We start from the raw sequence: 15,355 nt of genomic DNA, 5'->3' as shown, positions 1-15,355 counted from the left end.
CTCGTATACCAGATGGCTCAGACGGCAACCTTGATGCGCTTCGACGCCCTCAGTGATAACACCGGACTCTCCAGAAGCACCCAACTCACCGAAGCAATCATTGTCGTCACAACAAATGCTGCTATCGCAGCCGGTATCTTCGCGAAGTAGTGCTGCATCTGCTCAATGACCAGCAGGTGAAAGAGGTAAAAGCAGTAGCTGATCCTGCCCAGCCACACCAGCGCCCGGTTCGAAAGGAGCCGTGCCAGCCAACCATCATTCGCCACAATCATACACATCAGCAACCCGCCGAAAATCGCTATATTCAGCGAATACGCTAGCGCATTGAACGGCCACAGATTTACAGTGCGATTGAACCAGGGGTGGTGGTAGGCCAGCACTCCGTACGCCACCACTCCCAACACCATTGAGACCTTTCCCCAGCGGATTACTTTCTCCGCATTCGACGTTGGCAGGGTCAGGGCCATCAATGCCCCTGCTGCCAAAGCATCCATCCGGAACGGTGTAAACGCATAGATCGTTTCTGAGGTTGAAAACAGCGGCGTACAAACCGCGCGCAACACCGGTGTTCCAATCAGCAGCGCCAGCATACTCGGCACCAGCCACTTTTTCGGCAGGAAGAATACCAGCAGCGGCCACACCAGATAGAAATGCTGCTCGATCGCCAGCGACCAAAGCGGGACTAACGCAGTCATGGTGCCGAGGTGAAATGCGTATGGGATGTTCTGTAGAAACGTTACATAGTAGATCCAGTTGTGATGCCACTCTTGCCGCACAAACGGATAAGCACACAACAGAAACAGCACGTAAGCCGGCAGAATTCGCTCTGCCCTCCGACTGTAAAAACTCGTTAGCATCGCGCCCAGGCTCTGCCGATTCCGCAACAGAATGGAGGTAATCAGGTATCCGGAAAGAATAAAAAACAGATCCACACCACTCCACAGCAGTGGGATTCCCAGCGAGTGGTGCGCGAACACCATCACTACCGCCAGGGCTCGCAGACCATCCAGTTGAGCGACGCGCATGTCGCAATACTACCGCAGCACCTTCTCCGGCCGCGCCTCCAGACTCTCGCGCTTCGCCTCAGGCACCGTCGTAATCTCTTCGGCGTTGAGTGCCATCGCTATGTCACGAGGGCGAAAAAACCAACGAGAGGAATTATTTCGGTGTTCAAAGCGATCCCGAGTAGTGCCCGAATTGGGGCCATAATGTCCGCGAGTCAGCCAACCGAATAATCCCCCGAAATACGGGGCGGTCTCAATGGATCGATGCAACACTTGTGTAGTGTGCGAAGCTATTTGTCGTAGATCTTTTGTCGTTATTTGGCGTATGAGTGAACGGCGCTCAACCCTGCCCTATCACTAGGCTGTCTCGTGCGGCCTCGACAACCTCTGCGGAAACAACGTGCAGTTCGTTCACTTCGAGGACCCGTTCGATCTCGGTCCCGGACCGCTCCAAGATCAAGGGCAAGCGGGACTATGCGATTTTGGCGTTGATGCTGGGCTGCGCCTTGCGCCGTCAGGAGCTGGCGGACGTTGGCGGTATCGAGATGCGCGAGGGCTGTTGGGTCTTGCCCGATCTTAGTGGGAAAGGAGGCAGAGTCCGCACCGTGGCGATTCCGCTATGGGTCAAGCACGGAATCGATGCCTGGATGATTGCGGCCAAGATCGAGGGCGGCCGCTTGCTACGGCCGCTTTCCAAGAGCGGGAAGTTGATCGACGACGATCTGGGCGACTGGGCTATTTGGTCGGTTCTAGAGCAGTCGGCAGAGCAGATTGGGGTATTACCGCGCTTCCCTTTTTCTTCGAGTACCTGGTTGAAGCATTCCGCGAGCTTCTGGTGCTGGTTGGTGGAGGTCATCAGGGTGGAGCTGGTGGACCACAGGGAGAAGAGGATGACGACCAGCAGCAGGATTCCGAGCAGACCGCGGCTGGGCGGGACGTGGCCGTGGGTCCAATGGGTGAGGAACCAGGGGCCGAAGAGCATCATGCCGGCGACGATGGTGACGGAGACGATGAGCGAGAGCTGGACGGCGCGGCGGTGGAGGGTGCGGGTGAGCTCGATGTTGCGGGCGCCGAAGGCGATGGTCATCTCCGCCTCAAAGGTGCTGTTGACCATCTGGACCATCTGCAGGGCGATGCGGGAGACGGTACGGGCGGTGGAGCCGGATGGAGGGCTTCTGAAAGCTAAGTGATTGAAATGAATGGTGACCCGGGCAGGAGTCCTGCTCTCTATGTAAGTATCTGAATCATATAGAGATAGTGCTTCAATACTGAGAGAAATACCCCCAGCTATACCCCCAATAAACGGATATGAACGGGCCGCTTCTCTGGCGGCTTTTCTTCTTTGAATGCTTTCCCTGCCCTGCTTAGGCCCAGTTGCACATCCTCCCGATTGCCCGCAACTCTAATTTTCAAACGACTTACAGGCCGTAGTGAAATCTCTAAAGGGCTTGTCAAGCGCTTTTTTTTTGCACTGGTTTCGAGGCATTTTGAGGCAATTCCTGGGAAGCATGGGAAACATGGCAAACATGGCACGCATGGGAAAGCCGTTTTGGCCCGCAGTGACGTCAGGCAAAAAATGATTCGCGTTACCGTACTCTACGGAACTTATTCCTGTAGCGACGGAGGCCGTCCATGAATGTCCTGGAACGTCAGAGTTTCTTACGTTTGCCCGCTGTACAGCAACGGGTGCCCTTTTCGAAAAGTTCAATCTATGCCATGGTCGCCGCCGGTCTGTTTCCTGCTCCTCGCAGACTGGGCGCGCGGGCGGTCGGCTGGCTGGAGGCTGATGTCAATCGCTGGGTCGAGGCCCGTATCGCTGCTGCACCTGAGGTTCCCGCCGCCCCGCGTCCACGGCGGCGCAAGTAAAAGCCCTGCCGGAGCAGCCAGCAGGGCCAGAGTGAGGACTACCCCATGGACAAGTCGAACTTACCACATCGTCGTCGTCGCCGTGCGATATCCGACTCAACAGGTTCTCTTGAAGATGTGCTTCGCCTCGCTGCGAGGGGTTGGAGGCTCCATCCCTGCAAGGAGAAAGACAAAGTGCCTGTCCTGACAAACTGGCCGGATAAGGCAACCTGCGAGCCGTCCATCATCAAACAGTGGGCCGTCACTCATCGGGGCTGTAACTGGGCCGTCAAGACAGGTACCGGTTCAGGCATCTGGGTGCTGGATGTCGACGGAGAGAAGGGCGCGGTGTCCTTACGCGAAATGGCCAGCAGGTATGGCGACCTCTGGCTGCAAACATTGACCGCGATCACGGCGCACGGTAGGCATTGCTATTTCAAGTATCCGCAGGACGTCAGCATTCGCAACAGCGTCGAAAGACTGCGGCCTGGCTTAGATGTGCGTGGGGACGGAGGTTATGTAATCGCCCCGCCCTCACTCCATCCGTCCGGCCACGAATATCGCTGGGTGAATCCAGATGCTGCAGTTCTTCCGACACCGGAATGGCTGTTGCACCTCTTGGCCACGCCGACTTCGAAACAGCCGAACATTATCGGCAAGCTGTACGAGAACCAGCGAAACGACGGCCTAACGCGGTTGGCTGGAGCGGAGCGCAGACGCGGCATGACCTATGAGCAACTGGAAGCTTTTCTCCTCGAAGCGAACTTCCGGCGCTGCATACCGCCCTTAGAGAAGAACGAGGTTCTGGCAATTGCCGCGAGCGTATCTCGTTACCCAGTGGGTGGCCCTGATCCGTTGGAAGCAGCGTGGGAAGTTATGAATGCGGGCGTTTATGAATCGACGTACGCGCGGTTCGTGGCTCTCTTCAAGCAACTTCAGGGTCAGCGCCCAGGCTTACCGATTGCTCTGCCATTGGAACGCATCGCGATCCTGTTCGGCTGCGACTGGAGTCTCATTCGGCGCTACCGTCAACGCGCCGTGGCAGAAGGAAAACTGGAGTTAGTGCAGCCTTGCATTCCCCACAAAAGAGCTGCGACCTACCGGGTAAGTGTCCCACTAAAAGGTCCCACTAGTCTCACTAATGGTCTAGTGGGACTGAGCCCTAGTGGTACAGCAGCGCTCCGCAAACACCAATTCATGCAGGCCATCGCCCTCGACGACTTTCGATCAACTGTTACAGCGCTCCGATCCGCTGTTGGCGGACGCGCCAGATACAGAACCACGCCGCGCTGCGAACGCGCACGTCAGACTTGCAGGTCACGCAGGCAACAATGACTACGTTTGACCATAACAACCACGCAGCAAGCGCAAGGGCCGCTGAAGATCAACGCCGCCTTGCTATCTGCGACGAGATCGAGAACCTGATTGCACCGGTGCGAGATGAGCACCCGGACGTTCGCATCTTTGAGCTTGGGCTATACCTGCCGGAGCCAGAACGGTCACGCCTCGCAGCTCTGCTCGATGAACTTCCAGAGATCATTCCATTCCCGAAGGAGGCATAACTATGAAAGTGAAGGAAGTCCCCGAGCTGCTCAACGCGGTGCAAAACCCAGACCTCAACTTACCCAGCGACGCTGGCGAGATGGAGGTTGAGGAATTCGTGGCATGGGCTCAGGCCGCTAAAGATGACGCAGAAGCGGAACTGCAAAAGATCGACGAGGAACTTGCCATTGCGAAGGAAGTAGCCTTCCTGACCGACGATGTTCGGAAACAACACCCGAACCTTCCGCTTTCGCAGTTGGTCGATCTCCTACCGGAGCCACGGAGGTCGCTTGTCATCGAACTAATTAAAGCGGCTTCCCAAGCAGAAGCAGATTGGCTAAAGCCGGCGAAGGAGTGATCCAATGATGACAACCGCCCAGCGCATGCAACGCCTGATCGATGAGCTGACCAAGTGCGCCATCAGCGACGAAGACAAAGAGCGTGCCGAACGCATGCAGCGATGCTGGACCCAGCTTCAAGAGAAGCGCATGGAAGAAGACCTGCACATCCTGATGCTGCTGGAAGGTCGCCGCGAAGAAGACGAACGCTTCGACCAAGCACTCAACGAAGTGCTCTAGGAGAGCCGCTGAAGCGATGGAAGGTTATAACCCATGCTCCACAGCGTGGCGACAGCAGGACGGGCCGTTTCCGTGCCAACGCGGGCCTGCGTAGTAAGTTGTCGAAGGCGACTTAGTAAGTGGTGCGGGCGAGTTATTTATCACCTCCCGCCACGTGCAAAGTAAGTTAGTTGTCACATACCGGAACGTGCAAGGCGAGGGCGGTCTTGATCTCTAGGAAAAACAGACCCCGTACCGCAGGCACCTCTTTCACGAAAAATCGCAGGTTGGCGTACGGGGGGATTGGTTCAAGATGGAGACGAAGGTGAATAACATGCCGGGACCGCCAAGGAAACCAACCGCGTTGAAGATCTTTGAAGGCAACAGGTCGCATCGACCGCTGCCAGATCGTGAGCCGATACCACTTGCTGGTGCTCCGGAGATGCCCAAGCACCTCACCGCTGCTGCGCGTCGTGAATGGCGCAGGCTGGTGCCGCTCCTGTTGAGCATGAGGGTCTTGAGCGAAAGCGATGGCGTTGCGCTCGGGATTCTGTGTCAGGCCTACGCGACCCTGATCGAAGCCCAGACGCTGATGGTGAAGACCGCAGCGAAAGGCTCACACTCGGGCCTGCTGATGAAGACGGGGAGCGGCTACGTGCAGCAGTCCCCTTTGCTGTCGATCATCAACGCGCAGGCCGAGATCGTGAGCCGGCAGCTCAGAGAATTCGGGCTGACGCCTGCATCGAGGACCCGCATCCAGACCGTCGGCGACAACGGCGGCATCGATCCCCTTGAACTCAAGATCATGTAGGACCAAAGGAGACGTGAATGGACAACGACAATGTTTTACCCGCCGAAGACCCCACCATCGAAGCAGATGTAAGGGACGTTATCACGATGTTCATCGGTCTTGTGCGCGACCAGGAGAAGCGAATCGCCGCTCAGGACGAAGTGATCTTCGCGATGCAAAAGGAGATTTCGCTACTCGGCAAGGCTGTCTATGGCCACCAACAGATCATCGAAGCCAGCCAGCCGGAGCCAGAGCCGCTTCCACCGGGACCACCGACCATAGTTCATTAAAGAAGAGCCAAGCCATGAAAACACCGAGCGAGAAAATTCGGCCTCACCCCGACGTATAGGTGCATAATCAGGAACAGGCGTTCCGAGGCTCCGCGACCCGCGTAGTTAAGCACTCGCGTTCTGAAGTCTCCGCGTACCAGCGCCCGTCCGAGCCGCTCCCTGCACTCGGGGTGAAATCACCAACCCCATTCTGTGCAATAACAGGAGCGCCTCACCATGCCTACGCCCAACAGCCTTGACCTCGAACTCAAAAACGCGCTTGCTACCCTTAAAGAGGGCATCGCAAACGCTGCGCCAAAGAGCCAGCTAGAAGAACTACAGAAGCAAGTGGATTTTCTGGACATCAAGCTCGCTGAGAAGCACTCGGCGGATATATCCGGGCCATCGTTTTCCGAGAAGCTCAAGGAGAACGAAGACGTCGCCCGCCTTCTCCGTGACCGCAAAGGGGTGGCGCGAATCAACCTGTCTGGCAAGGACTTCGCAGACTTCGAACGTAAGACCACCATCACCTCGGCAGCAGTCGGACAGGCTGTATCGGGTGTGCTTCAGATCGATAGGATTCCGGGGATCACGCAGGAAGCGCGGCAGGTTCTGAAGGTCCGCGATCTGCTCAGCGCGGCACCGACCTCGATGCAAGTTGTTGATTTTGTCAAGGTCAACACGCCGATGAACATCGCATCGCCGGTCGTGGAAGCCAGCACCAAGCCGGAGAACGCCGTCACCTTCACCTCGGTCTCCGAGAAGGTGCGGACCATCGCCACTTGGATTCCTGCAACCAAGCAGATTTTGGACGACTTCGTGGAACTGAACAGCTTCATTGGTTCGACGCTGCCGTACTATGTCAACCTCGAAGAGGAACTTCAGCTTCTCTCCGGCGATAACACTGGTGAGAACCTGCACGGCCTCATCACTCAGGCTTCGAGCTTCAATACCGGATTGCTCTCACCGACGAAGGGCTGGAACAAGATTGACATCGTCGGTCGCGCCATCCAGCAGATCACGGCATCAAAGGAACTCGATCCGACGTTCATCATCCTTCATCCGAATGACTGGTTCGAGATGCGCCTGACCAAGGACAGCTTCGGACGCTACATTCTGGGTGACCCGCAGACCAATGCCCGCCCATCGCTGTTCGGCCTCGACGTGGTCTACACCACCAGCATCACCAACGGCACCTTCCTTGTCGGCTCCGGCAGTCCCATCGCCTCGCAAATTCGTGATCGGATGGAGATGCAGGTGGAAATTTCTACCGAGCATCAAGACTACTTCGTAAAAAACCTCGTTGCTGTGAGAGCGGAAAAGCGCTTGGTCCTTGTGGTCAAACGCCCCGCGAGCTATGTCACAGGAACGTTTTCCAGTTCGCCAGCATAAGATCAATGCAGCGCGGGGCCTGTCTTTATGGCGGCTCCGCGCTGTGTGTTCATATGCCAAAAAACTGGAGGAGGCGAACATGGAGCACAGAGATTTCAATCTCAAGATCAAGAGCGTCGATGATGCAGGCACCTTCGTCGGCATGGCTTCGGTCTACGGCAACGTTGACCTTGGAAATGACGTGGTAGATGCAGGCGCATTTTCCAGAACGCTAATTCCCGGCAAGACCTTCCCGGTGCTATGGCAGCATAAGACCGACGAGCCAATCGGTTCTTGTAAGGTCATCGACTCGCGCGACGGTTTGCAGGTCATCGGCTCCCTGCTAATGAGCGATCCGACGGCTCAAAAAGCTTACAAGTTCATGCGCGAAGGCATCATCAAAGGGTTGTCGATTGGCTTCGACACGCTTCAGGCCACCTACGACGGAGACATTCGGCATTTGACCGAATTAAGATTGTGGGAGGTCTCCATCGTTACGATCCCGATGAACCAGGCTGCGATGGTCACGTCTGTGAAGGGCGTGTCAGATGCGGACAGGGCGAAGCACCTGAAGGCCATCAGCGATCACCGCAAGGCCATCGACCGGCACCAGCAAGGCATTCAAATGCACCTGAAGGCGTTGCTCGACGGCGTTGACGATGAGGACGATCCTGTCCTCGAAGACGATGAGGACGACGGGACCAAGGCCTTCGTGGCGGAGCTGGTGAAGTTGGCCAAGCAAGCGTCGGAGTTCGCCGCTCTGTGACACGTCTAAGAAGCACGATAAGGAACCTTTGAAGTCTGAGGCTTGACCATTATGTGTTTACTTTGAAGAAATGAGAATGTTGCCGCTTCCGCCTCGGCGTGGCTTCCTGGCCCAAGGATAAGGTCATTTACTGGTGCCGGTTCGTCCGGTCCGCATAACGGGTACGGAATATACGGAACTAGCGTGTTGCTGGTGGGACGGAACTTTATTGGATTCTGCAATTGCTTGCCCGCAGAGATTGGGAGTACCAAACGCCACTCTCGCTCCTCTGAAAACGAAGAATCTTTCAATAACGGACAAAGGCGGACGAGGTCGAAGTTGACCTTCGTCATGGCCTGTCGAAGACGGGCATTGAGATCCAACCCATTGACGTAGGGGGAACCATGTTCAGTCGGGTTCTTAATTTTGTTAAGAAGCTGGGGGTCTGATTGGATCGCCTCCTGAACGTCCTGCACCCACTCAGCCACAACGCCAACCATATGAGAGAGCGCACGCTGTAGTAACGCCTTTTTCTCCGAAAGCTCGTAGACGCAGGGTGCGAACACAACCGCAGTCTCGACCCCCAATGGCGGTCGGATCTTCGAAAGGTCGAACGATATACTCACTCCGCTTGATGCCCCCGAGTAGCCTCGCCACTGGCTTAGCTGATCTCGCGCATTGGAAAACGACGCAACCATAACTTGAAGTCGATCTGCACGAAGCGGCCCCGTATTGAATGCTAAGTCCACGGCTTTCTTGAGCATCCCATTCACCACCACACCGGCAGCGGACGAATCTACTACTTCGTCGGCAAGCTCCTGGGCCAATTCCTTGGCATGAACGAACTCTTGGCTATCGTTGAGGTAGCGGAGGTCGGTAGCAAAAATCTGCTTCGACTCGACGATGCCTTGAAAGGCTTTGTAACTGGTGTAGTGCCAGAGGTTTTTAGGTATGGGTTTCGTAAGCAGATCTTTGATGAGGTCGGGTTCTGCGCTGAGTGGATCGTTCATAAAGAGGATGGTACAAGGGCCTCCACGAGAGTCCGATGGGATTTTCCTTTCGGGATGACGAGGGGGCTGCTAGACTGCCGCCCTATGAACTATGTACGTCTTGGTCGTTGGCTTGGAAAAGCCATGAGATCAGTGTTGCTTCTTGCCGCTGCGATTTTGCTCGCAGCAGGCCTGTTCAATTGGTACGAGAGCCATAAAGACGAGGCGGAAGATCGTGAGTTGGCTATTCCTGCTGACCTTGGGTTGGTCGCCTCTATCGTGTGAGGGCTGCCGCCATCGGAGCATTCATTGCACAAAATGCGATCTGCTCCTCATATTGAGCCTCACCCATGAGCAACAACATCGCATACGCAAGGGAGCGGTGAGAACCGTCCTGCAGGTACCAAGCCCCGTGTTTTTCCTCACCGTCTCTAGCCTCACACAGGACAGGGGAGCCCAAACAGATACTGCCACCAGCGAGCTGACTGCGCATCTGGTCGAGGTTCGTCGCGAGGTTCCAATTCGGGCCGAGAACCGGCAGTTGAAGATCAATCCCACGTCGTGCCACATCTCGAAGCTTACGGCTTTCCCCCTCGGGGACGATGCTCGCCACCTCCGGGTTTTGCAGGAAAACGGTGCCCAAGAAATCGTCCTCCGTCATCACGACACAGAAATAGCATGAAAATCGGCTCAGCCGATCCATGTTATCGGAGTGATTGCCTGAACCGAGGTTCCTGAGATGTTCTTCGATCTCATCCAACGTCACAGCTTGAGTTATAGTCACGAGGCTTCCCGGTTTTCTAAACCTTGGTCTTCGCCATCGTAAATCACAGTGGCGTGCCCGGACCCGTTTGCAGGTCGCCTAGAGTAAGCGCCCAGTCGCGTCAGGTTCGTCTAGTGCGGTCGGAGGGGCGTTACCGACTACGGTGTGCACTTGTGATCTGGACCGCTCCCCTTACACGGGACACTGTGCCGACCGCGCCGGACTCGAAGAAGTAGGAGACCTCCGTCTCGCTTACCTCGGCGTCCTCAATGGCTCCGTCCTCGGGTGTGCAGGCTTTCAGGATTAGTTCGTCGGTCTGGTCGATTGTGAGTGTTGGTGTGCTGGTCATGTCGTTCCTCCTCGGGGGCGTCCAAGGATCACCTGTTCCCGAGTGGAATCCAAGCACTTTGCCACACTCACGGAGGCGAAGTTGCAGCTCAAAGCATTGGGCAGTGGCTACCCGTTGGGGCTGGAGAAGAAGACCCCCGGTTGCCCGAATCGCCTAGGTCGCCCCACAATCGCGCCCAGTTGCCCCGTGTGACGTCCGTGGCCTCTTCAACGCGCTATTTTCACGCTCGAAGGCCCAGCGGCGGCAATCCGTTACCCAACAAGCGACCGGAAGGGAAGAACCTTGACGCCACGCTGGGTCTGTTCCAAGAAGTCGGCCCACCACTGCATCATCACTGTGCGCTGCCTCAGGTACTTCGCATGGTTGTAAGCCGCCGCGACCTTGTTGCGCTTCATGTGGGCGAGCTGCAGTTCTATATGCGCTTCATCGAAGTCATGCTCATTGAGAATCGTCGATGCCAAGCTCCGGAAGCCATGCCCCGTCATCCGGCCCTTGTAGCCCATGCGGTCCAGCCCTTCAAGGAGAGTGTTTTTGCTCATCGTCACAGACCTGCCAGCAGCGGCGTCCGCCGCCTTCGATGGAGTCCTTGATCTCCTAGCCGCCCCGGATAATGCCTTGGGGAACAGGTACTCGGAATCCCCCGAGATGAGGCGCAATGACTCCAGTACTTCAATCGTTTGCCTTGCCAACGGAACGATGTGGGGAGCCTTCAGCTTCATCCGCTCAGCCGGGATATCCCAACGTGCCGCAGCTAAGTCGAACTCGCTCCACTTCGCGCCAACCAATTCTGCCGTCCGAACGAAGGTCAGGGCCATCAGCTTGAACGCCAGCCGCGTCATTTGCGTCCCGCGATAGACCTCGATGGCTTTGAGTAGATCAGGCAGCTCTTTTGCATCGATGCAAGCCTGATTGACCGTTTGCGTTGACTTCAGGATGTCGCCGGGTTTTACCTCACTCGCAGGATTGCGTGTCGCATACCCATGAGCGATGGCATATCGGAAGATTTGCCCGATGTATTGCAGTGACCGCTTTGGGAGGTCTGTGGGTCCACGTCCCTCGATTGCCTTCGCCACCGCAACCACATCCGGAGCCCCAATCGTCCCGATGGGACATGCTCCCAAGATCGGCAAGATGTCGGCCTTCAAACGGCGGCTAACCGTACCCCAATGCCGGACGGACTTGCCAACACGCCAGTGCTCCAGCCATTTGGCCGCGACGGTCGCGAACGAGTTCTCGTCCGCCTCGCGTGTTCTCAGCTTGTCCGCCTTCCTCTGGGCCATCGGATCGACGCCGGTAGCCAATAGCTCACGGCCCTTTCTGTGCAGCTCTCGGGCGAGAGTCAGAGAGACATCAGGATATTGTCCGAGTGCCATGAGTTTCGCTTTGCCCTGATAGCGGTACTTCCAGCGCCAAAGCTTCCCGCCGCTTGGTGTCACTAGAAGAAATAACCCTCCGCCATCGGTGATCTTCCAAGCTGTTGTCCCTGCCTTTGCCTGCTTTACCTTCGCGTCCGACAATGCCGATCTCATCGCCAGTACCCCCGTGGGTTTTTGAAGTACCCCCTTTTTACAAGGCGCGTACCCCAAAAAGTATCCCCAAAACCACTGGTTTTCACCATACGTCATCGGACGACCTAAAACCCCAAAAAAGGGAAATCTATTTTGTTTTGATGTATTTGCAGGTCTTTCTTGGATTCTACTGGACGTTGCTGGAAGGTGTAAGTGGTGACCCGGGCAGGAGTCCAACCTGCGACCTTCGCCTTAGGAGTGCGCCGCTCTATGCAACTGAGCTACCGGGCCACTTCCCTCCAGTCTAACCCGCCTCACTATCCCGCTGCGGTAAACTTACGGGTAGAGAGTCCAATGCCTGAAATCCACCGCCGTAAAGCTGTAACCGTCAATGTTGGAGGCGTTCGTGTCGGTTCCGACGCGCCCGTCGTCGTGCAGTCGATGACTAACACTGACACCGCTGACATCGAATCCACCGTCCAGCAGATCGCCGCCCTGGCGCGCGCCGGTTCTGAGATGGTCCGTATCACTGTTAATAATGAAGACGCAGCCAAGGCTGTTCCCTATATCGTGGAAGGCATTCACAACAAAGGCTGGAATACGCCCATCATCGGCGATTTCCACTACAACGGCCACATTCTGTTGACGAAGTACCCCGCCTGCGCTCAGGCGCTCTCCAAGTACCGCATCAACCCCGGCAATGTCTCTATCGGCCGGAAAGACGACGATAACTTCCGCACCATGGTGGAATGCGCCGTCAAGAACCAGAAGCCCGTCCGTATCGGCGTGAACTGGGGGTCGCTCGACCAGGCTTTGCTGACCCGGATGATGGACGAGAACTCCAAGTCGGCCACGCCGCTTGACGCCCGCGACGTCATGATGGAGGCCATGGTCGTCTCCGCCGTTGACAACGCCGCTGCCGCCGAGCGCTATGGCCTGCGCCGCGATCAGATCGTGCTCTCCGCTAAGGTCTCGAATGTCCGCGACCTGATCGATGTCTACTCTGAACTAGCCCGCCGATGTGACCACGCTCTGCACCTTGGCCTCACCGAGGCCGGTATGGGTATGAAGGGCACCGTCGCCTCCGCCGCCGGCCTGGCTCCCCTGCTTCTGGCCGGTATTGGCGACACCATCCGCGTCTCGCTCACCCCTACACCCGGCGGCGACCGCAGCGAAGAGGTTCGTTGCGCCCAGCAGGTATTGCAGGCGCTGAACATCCGCAGCTTCACCCCGCAGGTGACAAGCTGCCCCGGCTGCGGACGCACCACCAGCACCTACTTCCAGGAGCTGGCGCAGCAGGTGCAGAACTACCTCACCGCCTCCATGCCCGACTGGAAGAAGATCTATCCCGGCGTGGAAGAGATGAAGCTGGCTGTTATGGGTTGCATCGTCAATGGCCCCGGCGAGTCCAAGCATGCCAACATCGGCATCTCACTGCCTGGCACCTTCGAAGAGCCCAAAGCTCCTGTGTATGTCGATGGCAAGCTCTTTACGACACTCAAGGGCGACCACATCGTGCAGGAGTTTCAGGTCATCCTCGACAACTACGTCAAGCAGCGCTACGGCAACCAACCCCACGTCATCTAGACGCCTACTTCAGTCTTCAGCCCGAAAAGACCGGCCCTGTGCCGGTCTTTTTTCTTCCCCTTGGGTCTGATCTTCGGCTACCCTCATTCCACATAAAAACTATGCGCACGTCTCCTGCTCTGGCTCTCATCGTGCTCACCCTTTCTGCCGCTGCACAGACCCCGTCTATCCGCACCGGTACACAGATCGTCATTGTCGACGTCACCGTAACGGACTCACGGGGCAATGCGGTGCACAACCTCAAACCTGCGGACTTCACCCTGTTGGAAGACGGAAAGCCACAGAACATCGTCCGCTTCGAAGAACACAGCGCGCCTTCCGTCACCACGCCGGCGAAGCTTGGCCCATCCCTCAAACTCGATCCCGGCATCTTTACCAACTACACCGCTGCACCGGTCGATCGCCCGCTCAACATCGTCCTTCTGGACACACTAAATACTCCGCTCAAAGACCAGACCTATGTCCGTAACCAGATGCTTGCGTTTCTCAAGACGCTGCAGCCGGGGACAAACATTGCCATCTTCGGCCTGACCACGCGTCTGATCCTGCTGCAGGGCTTTACCTCTGATCCAGCGGTTTTGCGGAACGCACTCGAACACAAGAAGTCCAACCCCAGGTCCTCTTCCCTTTTAAACGATCCCATCGGAACCGAAACCATGTCCGATCAAATGGACGCGGCGATGGGAGGCGATCCGGCGGCAGCACAGGTGATCGTGAACCTGCAGCAGTTCGAAGCCAACCTCGCCGCCATCCAGGATCAGATGCGGACCGTCTACACGCTGGACGCCATGAACCAGCTTGGTCGCTATCTCTCCTCGTTTCCCGGCCGCAAAAACCTGATCTGGTTTTCTGGCTCCTTCCCAATCAGCATCCTCCCCAATGCGGATGATCCCTCCACGATCCAGTTCACAGCCGATAAAGAGTTCCAGGACACAACCAATCTGCTTACTCGTAGCCAGGTTGCGGTTTATCCCATCGATGCTCGCGGCCTCTTCGTTCCGCCCATGATGGATGCCTCCAACTCCGGCAGTCGTTATGCCCGCAATCAACGTGCCTTCTCGCAGGACCTGATCAAGTTCTCTTCACAAACAGCCGCCGAGCACGCCACCATGCTGGAGATGGCCGAAGCCACCGGCGGCAAAGCCTTCCGTAACACCAACGACCTGAAATCGGCCGTACAGAACGCCATTGATGCCGGCTCGAACTTCTACACCCTGGTCTACACACCCACCAACAAGGACTGGAACAGCAAGTATCGCAAGATCTCTCTCAAGAGCTCGACACAGAACGTCCAGCTTACCTATCGCCACGGCTACTATGCCTACGCTCCGCAGAGTTCCATGGCCGCCACCAATTCACAGACAGTCCCGTCCGGCTATGATGCGATGCGCTCTGCGATGCAGCGTGGAGGCCCCGTTCCGACCGAAATCCTTTTCAAGGCCCAGGTCTTAGGCTCTCCTACAATTAGCGATAAGGCTGTGGGCACCACCACGACTGCACCCTCGACCAAAGGCCCCTTTCGCCAGTACACGGTGAACTATGCCGCTCTACCGAGCAACGTCTCTCTGCCGACGGAAGACAACGGAAACCATGTCCTCGCCGTCCAGTTCGTTGTTATCGCCTATGACCGCGATGGCAAAGCGCTCAGCTCCGTGAACAACCCAATCTCCGTCTCACTCAAACCCACCGACTACGAAGGCATGATGAGCGGGGGCATCAAGTACTCACAACAGATCAGCGTTCCGGCCAAAGGAGAGACCTTCCTGCGTATCGGCATTCACGACCTCATCGGCAATAAGGTCGGCGCCATTGAGATTCCGACCAGCGCCGTTCCGCCCCAGAAGCCATAGTCTAGTACTGCTTTTGTTTGTCATCCCGTCGGCGTGAATGCGGTTTCATATATGTCTCATTTAAATGCAATGTTTTTGACTGCGTAGGAACTGTGCAGGCAAATCGTGTCGCATCTTCAAGTTGATAATGCAACATGGCTAAAAGACGGCATGGACGAGATCCATCGTGATCACACTTTTGTCCTT

Annotated in this window: 18 protein-coding genes and 1 tRNA gene; 12 read left to right on the top strand and 7 right to left on the bottom strand. The window is 56.6% G+C overall.

The window, feature by feature from the left end; genetic code table 11:
• Positions 1-17 precede the first annotated feature (17 nt).
• Both FTW19_RS11600 and FTW19_RS25805 read right to left on the bottom strand, forming a co-directional pair.
• The gene (locus tag FTW19_RS11600) at positions 18-1,025 is read right to left on the bottom strand and encodes an acyltransferase family protein (protein ID WP_147647773.1); all 1,008 of its coding nucleotides are present in this window, start codon (positions 1,023-1,025) and stop codon (positions 18-20) included.
• A gap of 493 nt (positions 1,026-1,518) precedes the next feature.
• Entirely contained in the window at positions 1,519-2,118 is a 600-nt protein-coding gene (locus tag FTW19_RS25805; RefSeq protein ID WP_187143428.1) for a hypothetical protein, read from the bottom strand.
• Between the two features lie 518 nt (positions 2,119-2,636).
• Here FTW19_RS25805 and FTW19_RS11590 point away from each other — a divergent pair.
• The 9 genes from FTW19_RS11590 to FTW19_RS11550 all read left to right on the top strand — a co-directional run bounded on the left by FTW19_RS11590 (position 2,637) and on the right by FTW19_RS11550 (position 8,144).
• Complete coding sequence (locus FTW19_RS11590; protein ID WP_147647772.1) at positions 2,637-2,870, top strand: helix-turn-helix transcriptional regulator; 234 nt, start codon at positions 2,637-2,639, stop codon at positions 2,868-2,870.
• Positions 2,871-2,915: 45 nt separating this feature from the next.
• Positions 2,916-4,184: a bifunctional DNA primase/polymerase gene (locus tag FTW19_RS11585; protein ID WP_147647771.1), complete on the top strand. Its 1,269-nt coding sequence runs from the start codon at positions 2,916-2,918 to the stop codon at positions 4,182-4,184.
• Complete coding sequence (locus FTW19_RS11580) at positions 4,181-4,411, top strand: hypothetical protein (RefSeq protein WP_147647770.1); 231 nt, start codon at positions 4,181-4,183, stop codon at positions 4,409-4,411. Before FTW19_RS11585 ends, FTW19_RS11580 begins: the two co-directional genes overlap by 4 nt.
• Before the next feature lie 2 nt (positions 4,412-4,413).
• Entirely contained in the window at positions 4,414-4,749 is a 336-nt protein-coding gene (locus FTW19_RS11575; RefSeq protein ID WP_147647769.1) for a hypothetical protein, read from the top strand.
• 4 nt (positions 4,750-4,753) lie between these two features.
• On the top strand, positions 4,754-4,969 hold the full coding sequence (locus FTW19_RS11570; RefSeq protein WP_147647768.1) for a hypothetical protein: 216 nt from the start codon (positions 4,754-4,756) through the stop codon (positions 4,967-4,969).
• Positions 4,970-5,312: 343 nt separating this feature from the next.
• Entirely contained in the window at positions 5,313-5,759 is a 447-nt protein-coding gene (locus FTW19_RS11565; RefSeq protein WP_187143427.1) for a phage terminase small subunit P27 family, read from the top strand.
• Between the two features lie 17 nt (positions 5,760-5,776).
• Positions 5,777-6,028: a hypothetical protein gene (locus tag FTW19_RS11560; protein WP_147647766.1), complete on the top strand. Its 252-nt coding sequence runs from the start codon at positions 5,777-5,779 to the stop codon at positions 6,026-6,028.
• A gap of 216 nt (positions 6,029-6,244) precedes the next feature.
• Positions 6,245-7,399, top strand: a complete 1,155-nt coding sequence (locus FTW19_RS11555; RefSeq protein ID WP_147647765.1) for a phage major capsid protein — start codon at positions 6,245-6,247, stop codon at positions 7,397-7,399.
• A gap of 79 nt (positions 7,400-7,478) precedes the next feature.
• The gene (locus tag FTW19_RS11550; protein WP_187143426.1) at positions 7,479-8,144 is read left to right on the top strand and encodes an HK97 family phage prohead protease; all 666 of its coding nucleotides are present in this window, start codon (positions 7,479-7,481) and stop codon (positions 8,142-8,144) included.
• 5 nt (positions 8,145-8,149) lie between these two features.
• Here FTW19_RS11550 and FTW19_RS11545 read toward each other — a convergent pair whose 3' ends face one another.
• Complete coding sequence (locus tag FTW19_RS11545) at positions 8,150-9,133, bottom strand: DUF2971 domain-containing protein (protein ID WP_147647763.1); 984 nt, start codon at positions 9,131-9,133, stop codon at positions 8,150-8,152.
• A 123-nt stretch (positions 9,134-9,256) separates the two neighbouring features.
• Here FTW19_RS11545 and FTW19_RS25800 point away from each other — a divergent pair, with 123 nt between their 5' ends.
• On the top strand, positions 9,257-9,397 hold the full coding sequence (locus FTW19_RS25800) for a hypothetical protein (protein ID WP_187143425.1): 141 nt from the start codon (positions 9,257-9,259) through the stop codon (positions 9,395-9,397).
• Here the strand turns inward: FTW19_RS25800 and FTW19_RS11540 are convergent.
• The 4 genes from FTW19_RS11540 to FTW19_RS11525 all read right to left on the bottom strand — a co-directional run bounded on the left by FTW19_RS11540 (position 9,387) and on the right by FTW19_RS11525 (position 12,023).
• The gene (locus tag FTW19_RS11540) at positions 9,387-9,872 is read right to left on the bottom strand and encodes a hypothetical protein (RefSeq protein ID WP_147647762.1); all 486 of its coding nucleotides are present in this window, start codon (positions 9,870-9,872) and stop codon (positions 9,387-9,389) included. The genes FTW19_RS25800 and FTW19_RS11540 overlap by 11 nt on opposite strands.
• 154 nt (positions 9,873-10,026) lie before the next feature.
• Positions 10,027-10,224, bottom strand: a complete 198-nt coding sequence (locus FTW19_RS11535; protein ID WP_147647761.1) for a hypothetical protein — start codon at positions 10,222-10,224, stop codon at positions 10,027-10,029.
• Between the two features lie 251 nt (positions 10,225-10,475).
• On the bottom strand, positions 10,476-11,753 hold the full coding sequence (locus FTW19_RS11530) for a tyrosine-type recombinase/integrase (protein ID WP_147647760.1): 1,278 nt from the start codon (positions 11,751-11,753) through the stop codon (positions 10,476-10,478).
• A 193-nt stretch (positions 11,754-11,946) separates the two neighbouring features.
• A tRNA-Arg gene (locus tag FTW19_RS11525) sits at positions 11,947-12,023 on the bottom strand.
• A gap of 63 nt (positions 12,024-12,086) precedes the next feature.
• Between FTW19_RS11525 and ispG the strand changes: the two genes are divergently transcribed.
• Together ispG and FTW19_RS11515 are read left to right on the top strand one after the other, a co-directional pair.
• Entirely contained in the window at positions 12,087-13,319 is a 1,233-nt protein-coding gene (ispG, locus tag FTW19_RS11520; RefSeq protein ID WP_147647759.1) for a flavodoxin-dependent (E)-4-hydroxy-3-methylbut-2-enyl-diphosphate synthase, read from the top strand.
• Positions 13,320-13,420: 101 nt separating this feature from the next.
• The gene (locus tag FTW19_RS11515; protein WP_147647758.1) at positions 13,421-15,169 is read left to right on the top strand and encodes a VWA domain-containing protein; all 1,749 of its coding nucleotides are present in this window, start codon (positions 13,421-13,423) and stop codon (positions 15,167-15,169) included.
• Positions 15,170-15,355: the final 186 nt, after the last annotated feature.

Origin of the sequence: Terriglobus albidus, assembly GCF_008000815.1 — a bacterium.
GTDB lineage: Bacteria > Acidobacteriota > Terriglobia > Terriglobales > Acidobacteriaceae > Terriglobus > Terriglobus albidus_A.
This window is presented reverse-complemented; position numbering and strand designations above follow the sequence as displayed.